Source organism: Psychromonas sp. SA13A (genome assembly GCF_011378715.1).
Taxonomy (GTDB): domain Bacteria; phylum Pseudomonadota; class Gammaproteobacteria; order Enterobacterales; family Psychromonadaceae; genus Psychromonas.
In genome coordinates this window covers 1-19,348 of record NZ_WTKU01000018.1, presented here as the reverse complement: position 1 = coordinate 19,348, position 19,348 = coordinate 1, and the positions used below count along the sequence as shown (strand labels likewise).

Here is a 19,348-nt window from a genome sequence, read left to right as displayed (position 1 = left end):
AAATAGGCGATGGTTATAGCGATCAGTATAATAATGGTTATACATTATTCATGTCTTAGGTCGGTTTTTTTCTGCAGTTTGAAGTAAAAGTATATTAAGAAGTGACGTTAATTAAATAGATGATAAACATTGAGCCTATTCAGCTTTTCTTTTTACATCTTATAACCTTTGTTTCCCGTACCTTTACAATCAAAAAGGGACGGGAAAAAGGCTATTCCCCCGCTCCTCTGATCGATTGCTCGCTGTTCTCAACAAGTATCGCAGTAGCGGTGTTTTTTAATAGCTCCCACTCGTGATCTTCAACAAAAACCCCTTTATTCCAAGCAGTATCTTGAACTCCACTGAGGTTTTTAGCATCTATATGCTTGCTATAACCCGAGGATAAATTGTCGATATCAAAATCATTAACCGATAGTTCAATGGTCATATCGTTTAACCCATTAACCTCTCGTTGCAGCGTTTCTGCTAAAAATAACTCAGGTAACACACAACCTCTGTTCAAAATATATAGGGTGTGTTTAGGGCTACTTCCATTATCCCATTGTGCTTTACAAGCAATACCTTTACCGGCCAACATCAATAATTCACTATAGGCCAACCAGCGATTGTGGCAGTTTTTTAACGACAGTTTTAAATGCTTATTAGCAATCATTTGTTCAAGTGCATAATCAATAATCACCGGTAAATGGCAAGCGACACTACTGCCATGCAGATCGGCTATTAAATGCCCATCAATGACCTTAATATCAACGGGTTCATCTCTCTCTAAAGAGATGAACTGAGTAGCATTATTAAAATGCTTTACCCCATGCAAACCCACCATTTGTAGATCAGCCACCATATTTGCAATCAAATCAGCTTCACCGCATACACGTCGCATACCCAGGAAAGCCTTATTCGTCACTGTAATTAATTCATTGTGTGTAACAATCATTTACTGCTCTCCTGTACTGCAATTATTGATTTATCTACTGCCGCATCTGTACTTTTATCAACGACTGCTTGCTGAGGTAACACTGGGAATAACCACTCACCATCATGAATCTCATTCAACAAAGGTGCACCTTGAAAGAAGCTAACCCTTACCCAACGATCTGAACGGGGGTCAAATTTAGTCGCCCCAAAAAAAGATAACTTACAGCGTAATAAATGCATTGGTAACGATTGTTTATGCAGCACATTCATTTGAATATCGCCCATTACTTTATTACCTAATGTCCATACTCGACGTGCAATGGCTCTATATTGTGGCTTTTGTAATAGAAACTCAGCCAAGGACATTTCTGGAGAGTAAGCTAATAAAGCATAATATAAACGATATACCTGACGACCAATGTCTAGCGGTAATTCTCGCTCCTCACCTATCTCTTCACCGCGAATACCTAAACGTGGTTCTTCCTTATCCTGCGATCGATACCAAAACCAATAATTATTTTCTGATTTGCTAAAATCAGTCTCAATAGCCCAGCGGTATTTTTCATTTAACAGCAATAATAAATCGTTAACTTTTTTACCCTTTGCTAGGTTTAAACTTTCATGTGTATTGACTTGATCTTGAAAGTTATCAACTAATTCTGGATAAATTTCCATTAAACAAGAAATTAAGATTTCTTGTGTTTCTACACTTAAGTCTTCAGTTGCATTCAGCAAGTCACGCCAAGTGTTACTGGCAGAAATTAAATCTTTTAATTGACCATTAAAACTCTGTAACTCATTAACTGAACAATGATTTAACTGATCTTGATTTTGATTCTGCGTATTCACTTGTTGTAAATGACACACCGCTTTATTAAGTAAAAATAGCAATGATTGATGCTTTTCAGAATCCGCAGGACAGTCTAGTACCAATGTTAATGCCGCTTCACGATTAGACATCCATTGGTCAACAATACAGGGATGATTAATTAAATAAGGTGCCATGCCTAAACCAGTCGCATTACCCACACCAAGATAACGTTTTAGGTCATTACTTAAAGGAGACGCTTTTTCACCACCCTTCTGCTTTGCTAGGTAATCAATCCAATCTAAACTGAATTCACGTAACAAATATACCGCGCACATTTGAGCACTAAAGGATTGTTTAAAATCAGAGTTGTTCTCTAATATTTTAAAATCAGCAATACCAAATTTACCATTACCGTAAACAGCCGTAGTACGAAGAATATACCCCACATCAACCAGTTCATCAGAGGTCGGTTGCTTACCTTCAGCTAAGTGAGAAACAATATGTTCAAACACACGCACACTTTTATTTGCTCTTGCTAATACCAGTACATTAGTTGGATTTCTACCAGCTTCTTGTAAAGGAACATTGGCTTGCAACTGAGCTAATAACTGTTCTGATACGTCTCCATAAACCAGCGCAAAGGTAACGTCCCATTTTTCAGCGATAACACGATCATTACGTTCATCGTCTTCTATTTCATTACAAAAAACGACTAGATGATAAACATGATTAGGTGTCTTAAGTTTATAAATAACATGCCCAAAACCCTGTGGCGATAGTTGCCAGAGATCCTTAGTGACTTGCCATTTCTGTTGTGCCATTTTACGAATTAAAGTACGAACAAAGCTTATTCTATTGGAATGCATAGCACCCAATCTTTGTGGTGCCATAACAACTTCTGGACGACGCATATTGACGTCATTATTTGTTAAACGATGTGCTTCCATACTGCTCACCACCTTTCAGTGTTAATGGTTTATATTTGGGCGCGATTTTAGCGCCCTTCTTGCTTAAATTCTTTATTACGACCTTTAGAAACCCTGTTCTTTTGCCATTTTCATCGCAATTTGAGGTGCATTCCACAAAGATGGTAATAAGATAATCGACACTGGCACAGCAGTTATAATGATGAAGGACTGCAGTGCAGATATTCCCCCTGACCCGATAGATATTAAGATCAATGCAGTCAAGCCCATCATTGCTCCCCAAAATATACGGATCATTGCATTTGGTTCAGTTTCGCCACTGATCACAACACTGATGGTATAGGTCATCGAGTCGCCGGTGGTGACAATGAAAATAGTAGTTAATATCAAAAATAGAATCGAGATCAGCATCGGAAACGGTAGTTGAGTCGTTACAGCTAATAAAGCGCCCGGTAAGTTAAAGCCCTCAAATGCTTTACTCACACTACCAGGTTCTGCTATTTCAAATGCTAACCCTGAACCACCCACTACGGTGAACCAAAAACATGTCACCAACGGCGCTATAATACTGATCGTACACACTAGCTGACGAATACTTCTGCCGCGAGAGATACGGGCAATGAATATCGCCATCATTGGGCCATAACCCAGGAACCATCCCCAAAAGAATACAGTCCACCAGCTTAGCCAACCTTCATCACCACGGAATGTTGCCATCGGAATAAAGTTATTAACTAGACCACCAACGCCTTGAATATAACCATTGATGATAAAATTGGTTGGACCAAAAATTAAAATATAAATCATTAACGCAGAAGCTAAGATCACGTTATAACGGCTTAACATTTGCATTCCACGGTTAAGACCACTTAATGCAGATAACGTATATAAAACAATGGCAAACATGATAATTACAAGCTGAGTTGTAAAACCATCAGGGATCTCAAACAATACGTTTAATGCATAACTAACTTGTAGGCCTAGGAAGCCAATAGGCCCAATAGTGCCGGCGGCAACGGCGACAATACAACACGCATCAATCAATGCACCGGTATGGCCTTTTAGTGCTCGTTCACCAAGTACAGGATAAAGCAGAATACGTGGTTTTAATGGTAAACCTTTATTGTAATGCAGGTGCATCACAACAATAGAGGTTAAACTTCCGACGATAGCCCAAGCAAGGAATCCCCAGTGCATAAATGATTGTGATAATGCATTAAACGCCATTTGTTGCACATCTTCTGACGCCCCATAGATAGGAGGAGGACTAACAAAATGAGCAATTGGCTCTGCAGCCGCCCAAAAAACACCACCACCGGCCAACAAAGTACAAAAGATAATTGCCATCCAACGGAAACCGTCCATTTCAGGTTTATCAATACCACCCAAAATAACTTTACCGGTTCTACCAGCGGCTAAAGCAAGACCAATTAAAAAAGTCAGTAACAACAACACTTGCCAATAAGGACCAAATACATTAACTGCCCATGAAAACCCCGTGTTGACTACACTGGCCAACAGTTCGCCATCGTATAAAGCCAGTAATACAAACAAACAAATAAAACCGCCGCTGTACCAAAAAGTAGGATTACCTAACGCTAACTTGGCAGCCGTCGAGCTATTATCTTTGTTCGAACTTGCATCGGATTGTTGCTTCCCATCAGCTAATTTATTACTTGCAACAAGCGAATTATCGATACCTGTAACTTTCATATTATTAGTTAAATCAGTCATATCTGACTCCTAAAAAGTTTGTCTTGCTAATTTATTAATTAAGCCGTCTATTTGTGCACAAAACAAAACTATCGATTAAAGTCACTAATTGTTCTAAATCTTTGTTCTAAATCTAGAATAGAGAGTTAAAATTATTAATTAGTTACGATAAATAGCTTCACTCAAATCGCTTTTACAAGCGTATGGACAGTTAATTTGTAAATTTGCTTTCACTGCATGCATCAAAGGAGAAACACAATTGGTCACTATCTTCAGGGGGCACTTTTGAAATACACCAGATGTCCAATTGCTCATCACCATTGATACATACTTTATTTACCACCTAAGCAATAATTTTATATTGAGAAGATGACTCCATGTGTGGGGTACTTTGTTGAGAGATTGGTATAAGTCCTTTTTCTAAGAAGTTGCACCAATTACCACCAAGTATTAACCCAGCCTCAGATTCCTTGAACCCATGACTTATTAATCCGTTATAAATATTTTCCATACCAGCACTACCGCAGAACCAAGGTAACGAATCAGGCCACCCGGCATTACCAGCAGAACCTTCACCGTAATCCATGTCTTTTGACCAACGTCCATTACGCATCCATTGCAATACACTTTGTGGTTGATTTAGACATAAATCACTGCCGATGCTTAAGTGTTCAACCCCGACCATATCCGCTGTTTTGGCGACCATTTGGCAAAATTGTTGCAATGTACATTGGCTGCCATTAGGTAAATGGAAGGGATACAAACTAAAACCTAATAAACCACCATTTTCAGCTAATGCTTTAATCACGGTATCTGACTTGTTACGTAAAGCATCGTAAGCAAAACTAGGGTTTGCATGACTAATGCAAATTGGACGAGAAGATAGTTCAATCGCTTCCAGCGTAGAACGCTCGGCACTGTGTGACATATCAATAATCATTCCAACGCGATTCATCTCTTCTATCGCCTGTTTGCCAAAGCGCGTGATGCCTGTATCGTTCTTCTCATAACATCCCGTCGCCAATAAACTTTGGTTGTTATAAGTCAACTGCATAATCAGCAAACCTTGTTGGCGCATTACTTCAATCAAACCTATCTCATCATCAATAGAGGAACAGTTTTGCGCGCCAAAGAAGATACCGACCTTGCCCTGAGCCTTGGCAGTTTTAATGTCTGCCAAAGAGTGGATCGGCATAATTAAATCTGCATTTTGCTCAAACCGTAAATTCCACTCAGCAAAACGACTTAAGGTTTCGCGTGCATTTTCGTGATAAACCAAAGTAGCGTGTACCGCTGTGATACCACTTGCTTGAAGCGTTTGAAAATACTCTCTGCTCCAATTGCAATACTGCAATCCATCAATCACAATTTGTTTTTGATACATAATATTTCCTTACTTTCACTCTTTGTTAATTTGAACTGAGCACTAATCCGTTGTTCACCTATATCTAACTGACCTTAATAAGGACGTTGATAAGTTGTTTTAACCACGGTGTAGAACTCTTTCGCATATTGACCTTGCTCTCTTGGACCAAAACTAGACTCTTTACGCCCGCCAAATGGTACGTGATAATCTGTTCCTGCCGTTGCTAGGTTAACCATTACACAACCTGTTTGAGCTTGTTCTTTGAACATTGCACTGTTACGTAAACTCTGAGTGATGATGCCGCCTGTCAGACCAAAACGAGTGTCATTAACCGTTGCAATACCTTCTTCTAAATCGGCAACACGGATCACACTCGCCATTGGAGCAAACACTTCTTCTTGATTAATTTCCCAGCTATTTTTTGTATCTAACAATAAAGTCGGAGACATGTAATAACCTTCATGTTCAAGATTTAGTCGCTCACCACCAACCCCTATTTCAGCACCGCTAGTGGTTGCTTTGTTAAGCCATGCAAAGTTTGACTCAAGTTGTTTTGAATCAACTACTGGTCCCATGAAAACGCCTTCTTTTAATGCATGGCCGACGGTTAGTTCACTCATACGTTTGATTAATGCTTCCACATAAACATCGTGTACTTTATCCATAACCACTAAACGTGATGATGCCGTACATTTTTGACCTGAACCTGAAAATGAGCCGGCGATAGTTGCTTCAACAGCAATTTGAATATCTGCATCATCTGCAATTAATAGTGCATTTTTACTGCCCATCTCTAATTGGCTGCGAATGAAGTTTGGCGCCGTTGCCGCGGCTACTTTACGACCAGTATCCACTGAACCGGTAAAGCTCACGCCATTAATCTCTTTACTGTGAATCAAGGCATCACCAACTTCAGAACCACTACCTAAAACAAGGTTAAAGGTGCCTGCCGGTAAACCTTGGCGAGAAATAATTTCAGTTAATGCAACAGCACTAGCAGGTGTTAAATTCGCAGGTTTCCAAATCACACTATTACCAAACGCAAGTGCAGGTGCTATTTTCCAAGCGGCAGTAGCTGTTGGAAAATTCCAAGGAGAGATAATCGCAATCACGCCCACTGCTTCACGCGTGACATCAACAGAAACACCTGGTCTCACTGAATCTGCGTTATCACCAATTTGACGTAATACTTCAGCGGCAAAATATTGGAAAAATTGACCTGCACGGTAAATCTCACCTCTTCCCTCTAAAAAAGGCTTACCTTCTTCACTAGATAATAAACGCCCTAGCTCATCACAACGTGCAATCAGTTCATCACCAATCGCTTGTAATACTGACTGTTTACGCTCAAGAGGTGTTTTTTCCCATTCTGGTTGCGCTTGTTTTGCTGCAGCAATCGCTTGGGCTACCTGTGCTGAACTTGCTTGAGCAAAATGACCTAGTGTTTGACTAATGTCAGACGGGTTAATATTGGCAACTGTGCTTACACCCGCTTGCCATTCTCCAGCAATATAAAGAGACTTTTCTGCTTGAATATTTTGTGCTTGAGCTGTCATGTTTATTTCCTTTTGTATTCGTTAGCGATGATGTTTTTTACATTTATTAACAAACTAGCGCTGTATTCTTTAATAGATAATTTTTAATAAACATTTACTAACAGATAACTGCTAATAAACATTTACTAATAAATAGTTACTGTTCAGATTGAACCGATGCATAGACGACTAATTCCACCAGCATCTCTTCTCTCGCGAGCCCTGCAACAACCACTGCTGCACGGTTTGGATAAGGAGCCTTAAAATACTCGGCATAAATATCATTAACTGTTTTTAGGTATGCTCGATCGGTGACGTAAATTAACACCTGAACCACTGAATCTAAAGATTCTCCTGCCGACTCTAAGGTATGTGCTAGGTTTTCAAGCGTTTGACGTGTTTGTGCTTCGATCCCACCGGGTACAACAACACCACTTTGATCAATAGGTATTTGTGCGGTATATAAAGTGCCATTATTGACAATAGCCCACTCAAGTGGAGCTTTTGACGCAAAAAGCGCTGTTTTAACTGCATATTTGTTGTTCTTAACTGTTACGCTTTGATTCATTTTTTGGCTCTCCTTATAAAGTGAAAATATACTAACCTTTGACTATTGATAAATATAACGGTAAATTTTATCAAAGTGATAAATAAAACTTATCACTTTAAGAGTTAATGCAATGTAACAGACAGTTTGTAATGCTGTTGTCCGCGATAAATTGCTGTTGATAAATAAAAAGCAGCAAATCTTGAATATGTGCGATCAGGAATAAACCATGAGCTTTAAAATCCAACAATTAAAACATTTTATTTTAGTCGTCGAGTCAGGAGGATTTCGCGCTGCAGCGGAACTTGCAAATCGATCACAAGCTGCACTTTCAACATCAATAAAGGAGCTGGAGCGTATTCTAGGGCAGTCTCTTTTTGAAGCAGGTAACAAATCAACATTAACTCCTTATGGAGAAATATGCTTACCAAGAATCAAACAATTTATTAATGTTTACAATACGTTAGAATATGATTTAAAGGCTACAGCAGCGGGGAAAAAAGGCAAAGTTAGAATTGCTAGTGTACCCTCCGTGGCCGCCAAATTGATTCCGAGTGTGCTAGGTGAGTTTTATGAAAAATATCCTAACGTAGAGGTCAGTTTAATTGATGATAATGCGGCAGGTGTAGAGGCACGTTTGCTCTCTGGAGAGGTTGATTTAGCATTAGGTAATTGTTCTTATATTGACGAGCAAAAGATTGCATTTACCCCTTTAATTTCTGATCCAATTGGGGTGGTATGCCTAAAAGATAATCCATTAGCAGCCCAGACTAAAGGTATAGAATGGCAAGCATTGTTAGATCAACCTTTCATTCGAAATGGGACCTGTGTCTTACTTGACCCAACTCCCGCACGACTACTCAGTGAGAAAGCGATTTGCTCCGTCGAGAATATTACCTCTTTATTCTCAGTATTAGAGCTGGGCATAGGCGTAACAACATTACCTAAATTAGCTTTTCCAACACATTCCACACACTTAACTTGGATCCCGCTGATTAATCCACTCATTGAACGACAAATTGGCATTTTCCGTTTAATTGATAAAATAATGTACCCTCAAGCGCTAGCGTTTCATGACCTGTGTATTCAGTATCTTACTAATTCAAAGTAAGTTATGAATGTGACCTCATTTAAAATAATTGAGGGCTATTTGAAGGAGCATGTGAGTTTAATAGTTGGCGGATTGAATATTGAAGGTGCTGTTATTTAACATTTAATAACACGCTTATTCACTTGAAAGGCACCCATAAAAAGTGCCTTCAAGTCACCGTTATGCACTAAAACGAGATGTGAAATTACAACTCATTTAAATACTCATAAAATCCGGCTTCCTCCGCATAATCGTAAGCTGTTTTTCCTTCATTATTTTTTTGTTTTATATTCGTCCATGGTTGCTCCATTAACATTTCAAATATACGACGGTTATCGTGCTTATTTTTAAATAAAAATAGTAATGGGCTATCACCAGTTTCATTTCCATTAATGGCCTGGGCATTATAATAAGCTGGCTGTTGTAACAATAGCTCAACCATATCTGCGTGATTACCTTCTATTGCTAAATGTAAAGCCGTGGATTTAGTTGAATTTGATTCTATTAAAGGATCCACATATTTCTGTTTAAGTAAAAATTTCACAATATTCATATGCCCACGAAAAGCGGCAGTATGAATCGGTGCGTAATAAGATTGTTTTTGTAAGTCTGCGCCATGCTCTGCTAAAAAAGTTAAGACTTCTAATTGATTATTTTTAGCAGCAAGGTAAGCCCCAGTTACTCCCAGATTGGCATCAAAATTAATATTGAAGCCTTCACCGATTAAATATTTTACCATGCCTAACTTGCCTGCTGCTGCCGCCTTAGATAATAACGATGAGCTATCATCGTTAGGGCTGAGTTGATAAATATTGTTCATTCGATTCACTTCACGCTTAAACTGCGTTAAGTTACCGGCTTCAATCGCATCATAAGCAGCAAAACCTCCTTTTGCATTAAACCTTTCAAATATCTCAATCACTTCTTTATTGTTTTTATGCGAAGCCCATTCCCATGCGCTACTTCCCGCATAATCTTCTGCCCATAGTTCAGCGTCATTTTCTAATAACAAGCTAACCATCTCTGTTTGATTATTTTTAGCCGCATAAATTAATGGTGACAATAAATTGGTTGCTATACGTGCATTAACATCAGCCCCCTCTCGGATCAAATAGTTGGCAATGTTGATATAATTTCCTGCTTTATTTTTTCTATTTTCAGATACCGAACTTAATAATGGCGTTTTAGTCTCCGTTCGTACTTTAATATCAGCACCGTTATCAACCAATAAACGTAATATTTCTAAAGACCCATCTTGTGCCGCTTGGTGTGCCGCTGACCAGTTTTTATAGTGTTCATTAATATCTGCCGTTTCCTGCAACACTTTTTTTATACCCTTCATATCTTTAGCATTAACTGCTCTTACGAGTTCTGAATAATCATCGCTTAATACCGTGTAGTCTTGTTGTTCAACTATTTGTTGGGTAATTGCATTTCTTAACACTTTATTTTGCAACTCTAGAAAAACTCGATCTCCTCCTTTTTGTAGGCTATCGTAAATATTTAAAGTCTCTTGGAAATACAACTCATCGCTAAATTCTTGATTTGTACTGTAACGATTATAAAAGGCTGAGAATGCAGGCAATATTTGACCATGAATGACATTATTGATTTGTGTATGTGTCATGCCTTGACCTTGATGCGCTAAGAGAAACAGTTCATTGGCATGATAAGCAGGCTGAAAGTAAGAAAGGTAGGTTTTATAACGATCACTTTTTGCTTGCGATAAAAGCTGCAGAATATTGAATCCTACTAATTTATGTCCTTCATTTAAATAACTGGTTAATTGTTTTTTTAGGCCCTCAAAACTATCTTCAAATAGAAAGTTAATCTCCTTTTCGCCCTCTCCTTCAAGCGACAGATCCTCTTGGACCCGCCAATTTAACTGTTTAGTTTTTGATAATATATACCAGATCTCCGGTTCGATAACGAACTGCTCAAAACCGTTATCGTTAAAGCGTATTATTTTTGCATAATGTAAATTATTGATTAAATCCTTATTCTGGCTCACTAACAATACATATTCAGCAGTTAAAGGTATTGTTTTCCAAGTAATGAAACCAATGTTGTAAGTATTATCTTTGTTTCTATTTAAATAAACTTTCCCCCCTTCATTATCTTCAGCATAAATATCACTTGGCCAATGATTAATGGTTTGTGAATGAAGTTGATTAAATTTATTTTCACTAACAAAAAAGCCGACTTTTTGATCCTTCTGTGCATAGCGACTAGTACTGACATCGCTATTGCTTACTTCGTGCAATACTTCCCTAGCATGTTCATTACTTTTAGAAGATGAAGGATTAGTAGCACAGCTCAATACACTGAATGCCATAACCAATGTAGTTGTATATTTTATGATCTGTTTTTTTATCATGATGCCATCCTTGGTAAATTAGATTGATAACAATATAATAACAATACGCATTAATAATACCAGTTCCATGACATTACTGATTGGCTAGGCAGAGATGATAAAACAATAAAATACTATCCCTCAATATGCCTCAATAAATCATTAAAGACTTAAACATTAGTTACACCGCTAAAATCATGATTAAACAAAACGTACCTCAGCTGAAGATATGCAAATAACGTTTGCATAACACATTTGCTAACGAACATCGGTTTAAGCTGCCACATACAAAAAAGCATCTCATACAATTTTATTTGCTTAAGATCCTAAATTTACAAAAGACAAACTCCCTAAGCGAGTAGATGCAGAAGTTAGCTCAGGTCACTTACCTGCAAAAATGTACGGTAACGTCATGGGTGCTTACGCTTTTGCAGATTGGAATACAGACAAAAATGGATTTATAACCAGCTAAACTCAAAATTGAGTATTCTAGAAATAGCCCAATCAAAATGTAAATACCACCATAAAACGACTTAATTTTTAATTCGCTAAATCAATGTGAGGAGGAGTAAAAGAGGCTTCATTATGCATTCATTCAAATAGACTATTTTCATGATTTTTAAAGCAGAATTGATATGTTTTAAGTAATAAAATAATCAGCTATTGAGTGGTATTGGATAGTATTGCTATAAGCAGAAACGAAAAAGGCTTCTCAATGAGAAGCCTTTTTCTTAATGTGGCGGAGGAGGAGAGATTTGAACTCTCGGAGAGCTATTAACCCTCGCTGGTTTTCAAGACCAGTGCATTCAGCCGCTCTGCCACCCCTCCGCAGAACGAGGCGTATAGTATAGAAATTGAGATAAAAACCAAGTACTTTTTATAAATATCGACAAATTTTAATTTTTTTAAAAAAAATGAGTAAAGATTAAACAAAGCATATTGATTACTCATGGGTATATACCCATGAGACTTCAAAGTGCGAAGCCAACAAGGAAAATTAGTGACAAATGGTAGGCATACAATTTAACTTTAGAAAGATTAACTTCTGGCGCTTCTATCGCTAAAATGATTAAAAGGCCCCATTCTTTTATGGTTATTTTATTTGTTCTACGAGGCACCTACGTAAATACCGATTCAGTGTTGCAATAATCACAAAGGGAAATCATTACCACATATTGTTCTGATATCTGAGCGCGTGCCTGACAAAGCATTATGAAGTAATATAGGTATATGTCATGATCAACTTATAAAATAAAAAAGGGTTAAATTCCATGAAATTAGTGGCTTCAGATTACGATAAAACCTTCCATCGACACGATCAACAAGATTTAGAAACCAACATGAATGCGGTAGCTAAGTGGCGAAATAAAGGCAATATTTTTGCTATTAGTACAGGTCGAGATGTTGCGAGTATGCTCAACGAAAAAAGAATGAGAAATATAGAGTATGACTACATTGTTTCTCTGAATGGCTCATTTGTTGTTGATATAGACAACAATGTATTGTTTAAGCAACCTTTAGAAAATACATTAGCCAGAGATTTAGTGGCGATGTTAAGAGAAAAAATGGGCGATGAAATTAACATCTCCAATGGCTTTGATGGTTTCAATATGACGCATAAAAGTGCCAGCCTCACCAACGCAGTGTCCAAAGAAATATTCGATAGAAATTCAACAATATATACAAAAACCATGCAAGCTGCGCTAGATGACGATGTGCTATTAATTGGTTGTTTAAATGATAATTTTGAACAGGCAGAACAACTCAAAAAAGAAATCCTACTCAAATATGAAAACCAAGTAGAAGTTTTTCTTAATTTAAATTACATAAACATAGTGCCTAAAGGTATCAGTAAAGCCACCGGAGTTGCTGTTCTCATAGAGCATGCCGGTATAGATGAGCAGTTTGTATCTGTTATAGGGGATGATTTAAACGACATTCCGATGATAGAAAGATACAAGGGTTATACGGTAAATAATGCAAGAGATGATGTGAAAGCAGCCTCTGTAAAATCATATAACAGTGTTGCAGAATTAATTGAAGACGTTTATTAAATAATAAAACTATATAGCTTAGATTAGATATAGCTTAGAGACAGGCTAGTTGAGTTTAGAAATAGATGATTAATGGGGTCACAATAATTCATGTGTTCCCATTATTTTTCAATGATAATACGATTTATATGCGGCTAGACTGTAATACCTAGACTGCGTCATAACAAACTACCTCTGAGTTTATAAAACTATTTCACTAAAAGGTAGGTTGATTATGGTTATTGATTGAGATTAATGCCGGCTAATGATTAGTGGTCTTAATTCAGTCAATAAAAACTAATTACATCGCATTTTTACGTTTATCAATGATCTGTTGAGCATGGGTAACCACAGATTCCATAGACAATTCAGTCGCTAGGTATCTAATACGGTAAAGTGAAATGAGAGGTAAATCTTCAATAGGCTGTTCTAGCAATGCTTTAAGTTGATTTTTATCACTGTTTGGATTGCTATCTTGGTTGTTTAAACCCGACATATATAGTTGGTTCCTTATCTTATTAAAATAGTGCCTGTAAGGGCTTTGTGATAGTGTCCTTTAAAATCGCGTAAAGCGCAATATTAATAATACGGCAGTTTTTATATTTTTAATGTTCAGTGCTCTTTTACAGCAAAATAAAAAGTCATCGATTGACAGAATCAACAAAAATTCATATGGCTAACGTTGCATCAATTGTAACGCTTACTTAAAGTTAATGAGTCCGACAAACCAATTAAGCCATTGTATCTAAAAGAAATAAAATATCCAGATAGACTAAAATTATTGATACATTAAGCGAATACGATCCATTCTTTGAGCACCTCAACTAAATATTCACCGCCAATGGAGCACCTAACTTTGTATGACTAATGTAAGCAAATAATTTTTAGCTGCCATAAGCTTTTTAATATCTCGCGTTTATATTTCATTACACTCGACTTAATAGGAATCTTCCTTAAAAGTGAATATATCAATTTATTAGTCGTTTCATCTGTGATTACAAATCAAATATTTCGTGAATTAGAGAAAAAACAGCTAATTAAAAAGGAGCTTGGGGATCCTAGATCAGTGATGGCGTTAATGTAAAATGAGCTGAGGATTACGATAGGTCATCAACTGCTCATTTTTTATGATCAGGCTCTATTCTATGAGCCGCCATTTACTACGATAGTTATTTATTGGTGATTTTACGACGCCAAAATAGCCCTGCGATAGCTAATGCAAAGATAGTTAGAGTAGATGATTCAGGAACCGATGTTGCTTCTTCTTTAAATCCTGTATATCTGACTTGAGATTGAGATGAGTTAAAGAAACCAAAGTTCCCAGAATCATTATTTAAACCTGCAAGACTGAATATATTTTCATCACTAAATGTGCCGCCATTAATAAAAATATCTATCGAGGTATCAGTATAGTTTAAAGTAAAGTCATACGTTGTATTATCAATCCAACCGCGATCATTGCCATAATCAGTATCAAGAACGTCGATACCATTACCAGTATGACCCCATAAAGCATTTAAAGAATTCACATCCGCACCAGCCGATATTTTTGATAAGGTGAATCCTTCTGAACCAGTGTTACCTAAATAATTTTGTTCACTTTGTTTCCAATCAAAAAGGTAAAAGTCATCTAGACCGTTATAACCAAAAACAAACCCTATAAAGTCATCGTCAGATGTCGTTTCAACGCCAAATGTCCCTGTAAATTGATTATTGATAAAAGAATCATTACTTATAAAGAAAGTAGGATTACCGTTAATAGTTTGTAAAACAGAAGTACCGTCAGCAGCAACATTCCAATTTCCATTTGAACTATTACCTGATTGATTCCAAGTATTGAGATCTATAGCACCAGCATAAGCAACACTAGCAGAAAACATTAGCCCTGATGCAATCACATTAATTAATTTCATAAAACATCCTTTTTTTATTTTTAGAGGTCATTTAAGACCTAAGAACGAGGAAACTAGCAAATATCAAGCCAAAACAATCAACACATTACTATCAAGTACTTAAGTGAAATAAAAAAGATAAAAAAAACAAAATGTAAAATAATTCGACACTCTATTGCCATAACATCCATCTTAGGCACTGTAACTTTTTCTAATCTAATCATTATAAAAAGCACTTTTGGACAGCAATAAATTTAAAGAAATCGAAAGTAAAATAGAGCACCGATTGAAATGTAAATCAGGAAATAGAGTAAATTATCGTTTGGATATATAAAAGTACTGCTTAAGGTAATACATCGTGAATTTTAACTGAAAAGAAGTTTTAGTTATCACTAAGTATTTAGGACAACCAATGTTTAGATAGATAATGCTCAAGGAACTAGTGCATATTTCATCGAAACTTATTTTTACTGGCGTTACAACACTTACCAGTATACTCAAAACATGATAATTATTTTAACGCCCCCTGCATCTTGGTAGTACTTACCAAAACTACTCGCGAGTGATAATGGTTCGCCATGGTCGCGTATGCACTAATATTAATGCTGAATATAGGCGCGAGTTGATGAATGCACTCAACCGTCCATTAAATAGGATGCTCAAATGATCGGCCTATATATTTATCTTTACAACACACATAAGTACGGCGAACACAAAAGTGAAAAACACAATGACAATAAATTGCATCATCAAGTAACGCTTAGGACTATCGTGATTACATGAAAATGAAAGGAGGTCGGCAATTAGCCGCTAATTTCTATTAACACATAATATTTTGTTGTGTTTTTCTGTAATTATTAATCATTTTTAATAATTAAAGCTTATCAACAATAAACGCATTTATATTTTTTGTTGAAGCTAAACGTATCGCTTTTGCCTTCGCATAATCAGCATCGTTGTCCCATGCTAGCGCTGCTTCACGACTTGGGAACTGTATAATTACTTTCATTGCAGTCTCAGCTCCATGTAATCTAAGCGCATCATTACTTGCAACAATAATCTCACCGCCATGTTTAGCGACAGTACTCCCGGTTATATGGTTTGAACCAGGATTATATTGCGCATATTGTACAGAGTCGGCGATATCGTAAGTAATAACAAAATAAGCTGTCATGTTTCAATTCCTTGAATATGTTGAAAATTTAGATGAGCCTTCTAATTAATTAATGAAGGCTGGAACCGTAAAAGTTTGGCCTTATCGCTATTTGACCTTATAGATAAGGTATTAACCTGCGAACCTGGGACTATTACGTCAATCGACATATGATAAATATTATCTTAGAAAAGAAAATGATTTAACTCTCCAATCATTATGGAAAAATAGTTCTACAATTTAAAATCTAATTTTCTAAATATATCCACGATCAGCAAATACGAACCTAATTTTAAATCGAGAATTAGAAATCGAGCATTAGAAAATCGAGAATTAGACAGCCATAAACTTTTTAAAGCCAATGATCGGCAGTAAAATAGGGAGCAAAATAGGGAGCAAAACAATAAGTAAAACCAGTAACGAAGCAAAACCAACCTACCCCGCTACTCTCAGCAAAATATTTAAAAATAAAGGTTAATGCTGAGTTCCGTTTACATATTTTTTTTGCGCATGAGCCTTGATGTGATCATATATATGAAAGCACTTTGTAAGAGCAAAGAGAATGCCATAGAGAACTCATACCAATCATAATAAAAAGTTGGAGCGTTGTTGCCCAATACACCTGTCGCTTCAATGATTTTAAGCGGCCAAACACAATATAAGTTTGATAGTTCACCATCCAAAACCATCAATAAAAATAACGTCATAACTGAAAAAACAAATGAAATTGTAAAGACCTTCACTAGCAACACCCCATATTAGCTCGAACAGAAAACAGATTATTAGGCAGAAGAATCCATGTTTACAATGGATAAATAAAGCAATCTAATCTGTTTTAATTTGACCTCACAATAGCAATTTTGATTAACTAATCAAGAAGTTAACAAGCAGAATAAAACCTGAATCATATGTATAAATAGAAAATGTCGATTCACAGCAAAAATATGAAGTAACACGTGTACTGTGCGTAGATATATTTAAACTAAAAATAGGGGAAAGAAATTATAGGTAGCTAGCATTTGTTGGCGGCGATGTTTAAATGATTGACCCGTTTATTTATCTCCACAACACAAATAAGCACGTCGAACATAATAAGAAATACAATGATAATAAAGTGTATGTATCTCAAGTGATGCTTGGAGAAGAATTAAAAAAGCAAAACGCAAGACTTGCTCTCATTATTTCGAGTTTCGTGAGATAGGTCGTCTACGCTCATCCAGTCAGCTTTATTCTTATCAACAGTGTTTTCGCCCTGTCAGCGACGGTAACTGTCAGCTCCTTCGCCATGTACAAGGCTTTCCCCTGCTCAGACTACTATGGGCTGATCTGACTTCCAAAAGATCTTCGTTTGCCTTGCTTTTCACTCAACTTCCCTACCACCTTCCTTGTGGAATACCTTTGGATCTCTCAAGTTCTCAATGCATCTCTACATACATGCCACGGCTTGAAAACTCCGCTGACTCGCCACAATCTCACCACTGCGATTGCTTTGCTTGGACTTCGATGGCGTTGCAAACCTCGTCAGTCAGATCTAATATTTATCGGAGCGATACCAGCACTTCAGGGACACGTCCCCCCTATGGCCTATATGATTCTCTGTGTACGCTTCACCTTTCTTGTTCATCTGGAGCGATAAATCGCAGATAAGTGATACACGAATCCCAGACTCCGCCAAAGGCGCAACACTCGATACAGGTGGTTGGTTAAACCTTACCTGACAGGGACTTACACCCTGCAAGACGCATCAAGCTTAGCTTGACGCACCAACGCCGCACTAAGCGGACTAAAATGGTTGGCTATACTTGTTGAGGCACGAAAAAAGCCAACTTTTTTGTTCCCTTTAATTGCCTTGTTATGTTTTTTATACCATAATCCAATATATATTGGTACTAACTAAAAGGTTTTAATTATGGCTAAAAATACGAGCGTTACTTTAGGTGATCATTTTGATCAGTTTATAAGCCAACAACTTCATTCAGGTCGCTACGGTTCGGCAAGTGAAGTACTTAGAGCAGGCTTGCGAGCATTAGAAGACGAAGAAGCAAAACTACTTAATTTGCGTAATATGCTAGTTCAGGGTGAGCAAAGTGGCACCGTTGATTATAGCTATGACTCATTAATTGCTGAACTCGATAAAGATAGCCATTGATGAATAAATTCGCACTCTCAGCTAAAGCGAAATCAGATTTAATTAAAATTGCAAAATACACCCAATTAACATGGGGGCAAGCACAACGAAATGATTATTTAAAAATATTAGATTACTCATTTCAATTACTAGCAGATGAACCTGAAATCGGAGTCAACTGTGATTATATTAGAGAAGGCTATAGTAAATACCCCCAGGCAAACCATGTAATTTATTACAAAAATCACAAAGTAAATCAAATACTCATTGTCCGAATCCTACATAAAAGCATGGATGTAAACCGCGCACTCTGATAAAAACCTAACAGCGTAATTAAGCAGAAAAATACAGAATGCATTGATTTATTAAAATTGACATAACCATACTCTCATAAGATCCTTGGATTCAGATTATAAGTGCATAACTTGAATTAGTAGAAAAAGCGGTCAGCTGAATATATGCTTATCGCTTTTTCTCCGGCAAGAGATGCAACAATGAAAACATATAAACAACTGACCTATGGGCTAAGATGCCAGATTTATGCTTTAAAGAAAATAGGTCTGAGTCAAAATAAAATTGCGCAACAGTTAAAAGTTAGTCAATCAACTATCAGTAGAGAGCTTTCTCGTAATACAGGTAAGCGAGGATATCGCATTAAACAAGCCCAATCGTTTGCACATCATCGTCGATTACATTCTCGTAAAGCAATTAAAATGACGAGTAGCCTCATTGCATTAATTAACTCAAAGATTCGACTCGAATGGAGTCCCGAGCAAATATCAGGATGGTTGCGAGAAGAACACAAAGTGCGGATTAGCCATGAAACGATTTATCTTTATATTTGGTCTGATAAGAAACGTGGAGGTCAGTTATTTCAATACCT

At 36.9% G+C, this 19,348-nt stretch carries 15 protein-coding genes, 1 tRNA gene and 1 pseudogene; 6 read left to right on the top strand and 11 right to left on the bottom strand.

The window, feature by feature from the left end; all coding sequences use genetic code 11:
• Positions 1 to 211: 211 nt before the first annotated feature.
• The 6 genes from GQR44_RS14435 to GQR44_RS14410 all read right to left on the bottom strand — a co-directional run bounded on the left by GQR44_RS14435 (position 212) and on the right by GQR44_RS14410 (position 7,834).
• On the bottom strand, positions 212 to 934 hold the full coding sequence (locus GQR44_RS14435; protein ID WP_166372452.1) for a DUF3726 domain-containing protein: 723 nt from the start codon (positions 932 to 934) through the stop codon (positions 212 to 214).
• On the bottom strand, positions 931 to 2,673 hold the full coding sequence (locus GQR44_RS14430) for a hypothetical protein (RefSeq protein ID WP_166372451.1): 1,743 nt from the start codon (positions 2,671 to 2,673) through the stop codon (positions 931 to 933). The genes GQR44_RS14435 and GQR44_RS14430 overlap by 4 nt, the downstream gene beginning before the upstream one ends.
• 84 nt (positions 2,674 to 2,757) lie before the next feature.
• Entirely contained in the window at positions 2,758 to 4,386 is a 1,629-nt protein-coding gene (locus GQR44_RS14425; protein ID WP_166372450.1) for a BCCT family transporter, read from the bottom strand.
• 322 nt (positions 4,387 to 4,708) lie between these two features.
• The gene (locus GQR44_RS14420) at positions 4,709 to 5,749 is read right to left on the bottom strand and encodes a membrane dipeptidase (RefSeq protein WP_166372449.1); all 1,041 of its coding nucleotides are present in this window, start codon (positions 5,747 to 5,749) and stop codon (positions 4,709 to 4,711) included.
• A 74-nt stretch (positions 5,750 to 5,823) separates the two neighbouring features.
• Positions 5,824 to 7,287: an aldehyde dehydrogenase family protein gene (locus tag GQR44_RS14415; protein WP_166372448.1), complete on the bottom strand. Its 1,464-nt coding sequence runs from the start codon at positions 7,285 to 7,287 to the stop codon at positions 5,824 to 5,826.
• 136 nt (positions 7,288 to 7,423) lie between these two features.
• The gene (locus tag GQR44_RS14410; protein ID WP_166372447.1) at positions 7,424 to 7,834 is read right to left on the bottom strand and encodes a RidA family protein; all 411 of its coding nucleotides are present in this window, start codon (positions 7,832 to 7,834) and stop codon (positions 7,424 to 7,426) included.
• Positions 7,835 to 8,042: 208 nt separating this feature from the next.
• Between GQR44_RS14410 and GQR44_RS14405 the strand changes: the two genes are divergently transcribed.
• Entirely contained in the window at positions 8,043 to 8,924 is an 882-nt protein-coding gene (locus tag GQR44_RS14405) for a LysR family transcriptional regulator (protein ID WP_166372446.1), read from the top strand.
• Positions 8,925 to 9,108: 184 nt separating this feature from the next.
• On the opposite strand, the gene GQR44_RS14400 is transcribed toward GQR44_RS14405, so the two are convergent.
• Positions 9,109 to 11,280, bottom strand: a complete 2,172-nt coding sequence (locus GQR44_RS14400; RefSeq protein WP_166372445.1) for an ankyrin repeat domain-containing protein — start codon at positions 11,278 to 11,280, stop codon at positions 9,109 to 9,111.
• A 212-nt stretch (positions 11,281 to 11,492) separates the two neighbouring features.
• Between GQR44_RS14400 and GQR44_RS19860 the strand changes: the two are divergent.
• Positions 11,493 to 11,716: pseudogene (locus GQR44_RS19860) on the top strand (NAD(P)H-dependent oxidoreductase); the annotation flags it as partial.
• A gap of 280 nt (positions 11,717 to 11,996) precedes the next feature.
• On the opposite strand, the gene GQR44_RS14395 reads toward GQR44_RS19860, so the two are convergent.
• Positions 11,997 to 12,087, bottom strand: a tRNA-Ser gene (locus GQR44_RS14395).
• Between the two features lie 443 nt (positions 12,088 to 12,530).
• Between GQR44_RS14395 and GQR44_RS14390 the strand changes: the two genes are divergently transcribed.
• The gene (locus GQR44_RS14390) at positions 12,531 to 13,313 is read left to right on the top strand and encodes an HAD family hydrolase (protein WP_166372444.1); all 783 of its coding nucleotides are present in this window, start codon (positions 12,531 to 12,533) and stop codon (positions 13,311 to 13,313) included.
• Between the two features lie 280 nt (positions 13,314 to 13,593).
• On the opposite strand, the gene GQR44_RS14385 is transcribed toward GQR44_RS14390, so the two are convergent.
• The 3 genes from GQR44_RS14385 to GQR44_RS14375 all read right to left on the bottom strand — a co-directional run bounded on the left by GQR44_RS14385 (position 13,594) and on the right by GQR44_RS14375 (position 16,358).
• Positions 13,594 to 13,788: a hypothetical protein gene (locus GQR44_RS14385; RefSeq protein ID WP_166372443.1), complete on the bottom strand. Its 195-nt coding sequence runs from the start codon at positions 13,786 to 13,788 to the stop codon at positions 13,594 to 13,596.
• A gap of 673 nt (positions 13,789 to 14,461) precedes the next feature.
• Positions 14,462 to 15,205 carry a PEP-CTERM sorting domain-containing protein gene (locus GQR44_RS14380; RefSeq protein ID WP_166372442.1) on the bottom strand — a complete coding sequence of 248 codons (744 nt, stop codon included), beginning with the start codon at positions 15,203 to 15,205 and terminating at the stop codon, positions 14,462 to 14,464.
• Between the two features lie 853 nt (positions 15,206 to 16,058).
• Positions 16,059 to 16,358 (bottom strand): DUF1330 domain-containing protein, encoded by a 300-nt coding sequence (locus GQR44_RS14375; protein WP_166372441.1) that lies wholly within the window; start codon positions 16,356 to 16,358, stop codon positions 16,059 to 16,061.
• A 1,888-nt stretch (positions 16,359 to 18,246) separates the two neighbouring features.
• Between GQR44_RS14375 and GQR44_RS14370 the strand changes: the two genes are divergently transcribed.
• The 3 genes from GQR44_RS14370 to GQR44_RS14360 all read left to right on the top strand — a co-directional run.
• Positions 18,247 to 18,486, top strand: coding sequence for a type II toxin-antitoxin system ParD family antitoxin (locus GQR44_RS14370; RefSeq protein WP_166372440.1), 240 nt, complete (start codon positions 18,247 to 18,249; stop codon positions 18,484 to 18,486).
• Entirely contained in the window at positions 18,486 to 18,779 is a 294-nt protein-coding gene (locus GQR44_RS14365) for a type II toxin-antitoxin system RelE/ParE family toxin (protein WP_166372439.1), read from the top strand. Before GQR44_RS14370 ends, GQR44_RS14365 begins: the two co-directional genes overlap by 1 nt.
• A gap of 180 nt (positions 18,780 to 18,959) precedes the next feature.
• A partial coding sequence (locus tag GQR44_RS14360; protein ID WP_166371881.1) for a helix-turn-helix domain-containing protein occupies positions 18,960 to 19,348 on the top strand: 389 nt, incomplete at its 3' end.

Coding starts and splice junctions, on each gene's coding strand:
- GQR44_RS14385 (WP_166372443.1), bottom strand. CDS start 13,788: ATGTCGGGTTTAAACAACCAAGATAGCAATCCAAACAGTGATAAAAAT.
- GQR44_RS14420 (WP_166372449.1), bottom strand. CDS start 5,749: ATGTATCAAAAACAAATTGTGATTGATGGATTGCAGTATTGCAATTGG.
- GQR44_RS14410 (WP_166372447.1), bottom strand. CDS start 7,834: ATGAATCAAAGCGTAACAGTTAAGAACAACAAATATGCAGTTAAAACA.
- GQR44_RS14390 (WP_166372444.1), top strand. CDS start 12,531: ATGAAATTAGTGGCTTCAGATTACGATAAAACCTTCCATCGACACGAT.
- GQR44_RS14365 (WP_166372439.1), top strand. CDS start 18,486: ATGAATAAATTCGCACTCTCAGCTAAAGCGAAATCAGATTTAATTAAA.
- GQR44_RS14415 (WP_166372448.1), bottom strand. CDS start 7,287: ATGACAGCTCAAGCACAAAATATTCAAGCAGAAAAGTCTCTTTATATT.
- GQR44_RS14435 (WP_166372452.1), bottom strand. CDS start 934: ATGATTGTTACACACAATGAATTAATTACAGTGACGAATAAGGCTTTC.
- GQR44_RS14405 (WP_166372446.1), top strand. CDS start 8,043: ATGAGCTTTAAAATCCAACAATTAAAACATTTTATTTTAGTCGTCGAG.
- GQR44_RS14400 (WP_166372445.1), bottom strand. CDS start 11,280: ATGATAAAAAAACAGATCATAAAATATACAACTACATTGGTTATGGCA.
- GQR44_RS14430 (WP_166372451.1), bottom strand. CDS start 2,673: ATGGAAGCACATCGTTTAACAAATAATGACGTCAATATGCGTCGTCCA.
- GQR44_RS14380 (WP_166372442.1), bottom strand. CDS start 15,205: ATGAAATTAATTAATGTGATTGCATCAGGGCTAATGTTTTCTGCTAGT.
- GQR44_RS14370 (WP_166372440.1), top strand. CDS start 18,247: ATGGCTAAAAATACGAGCGTTACTTTAGGTGATCATTTTGATCAGTTT.
- GQR44_RS14425 (WP_166372450.1), bottom strand. CDS start 4,386: ATGACTGATTTAACTAATAATATGAAAGTTACAGGTATCGATAATTCG.
- GQR44_RS14375 (WP_166372441.1), bottom strand. CDS start 16,358: ATGACAGCTTATTTTGTTATTACTTACGATATCGCCGACTCTGTACAA.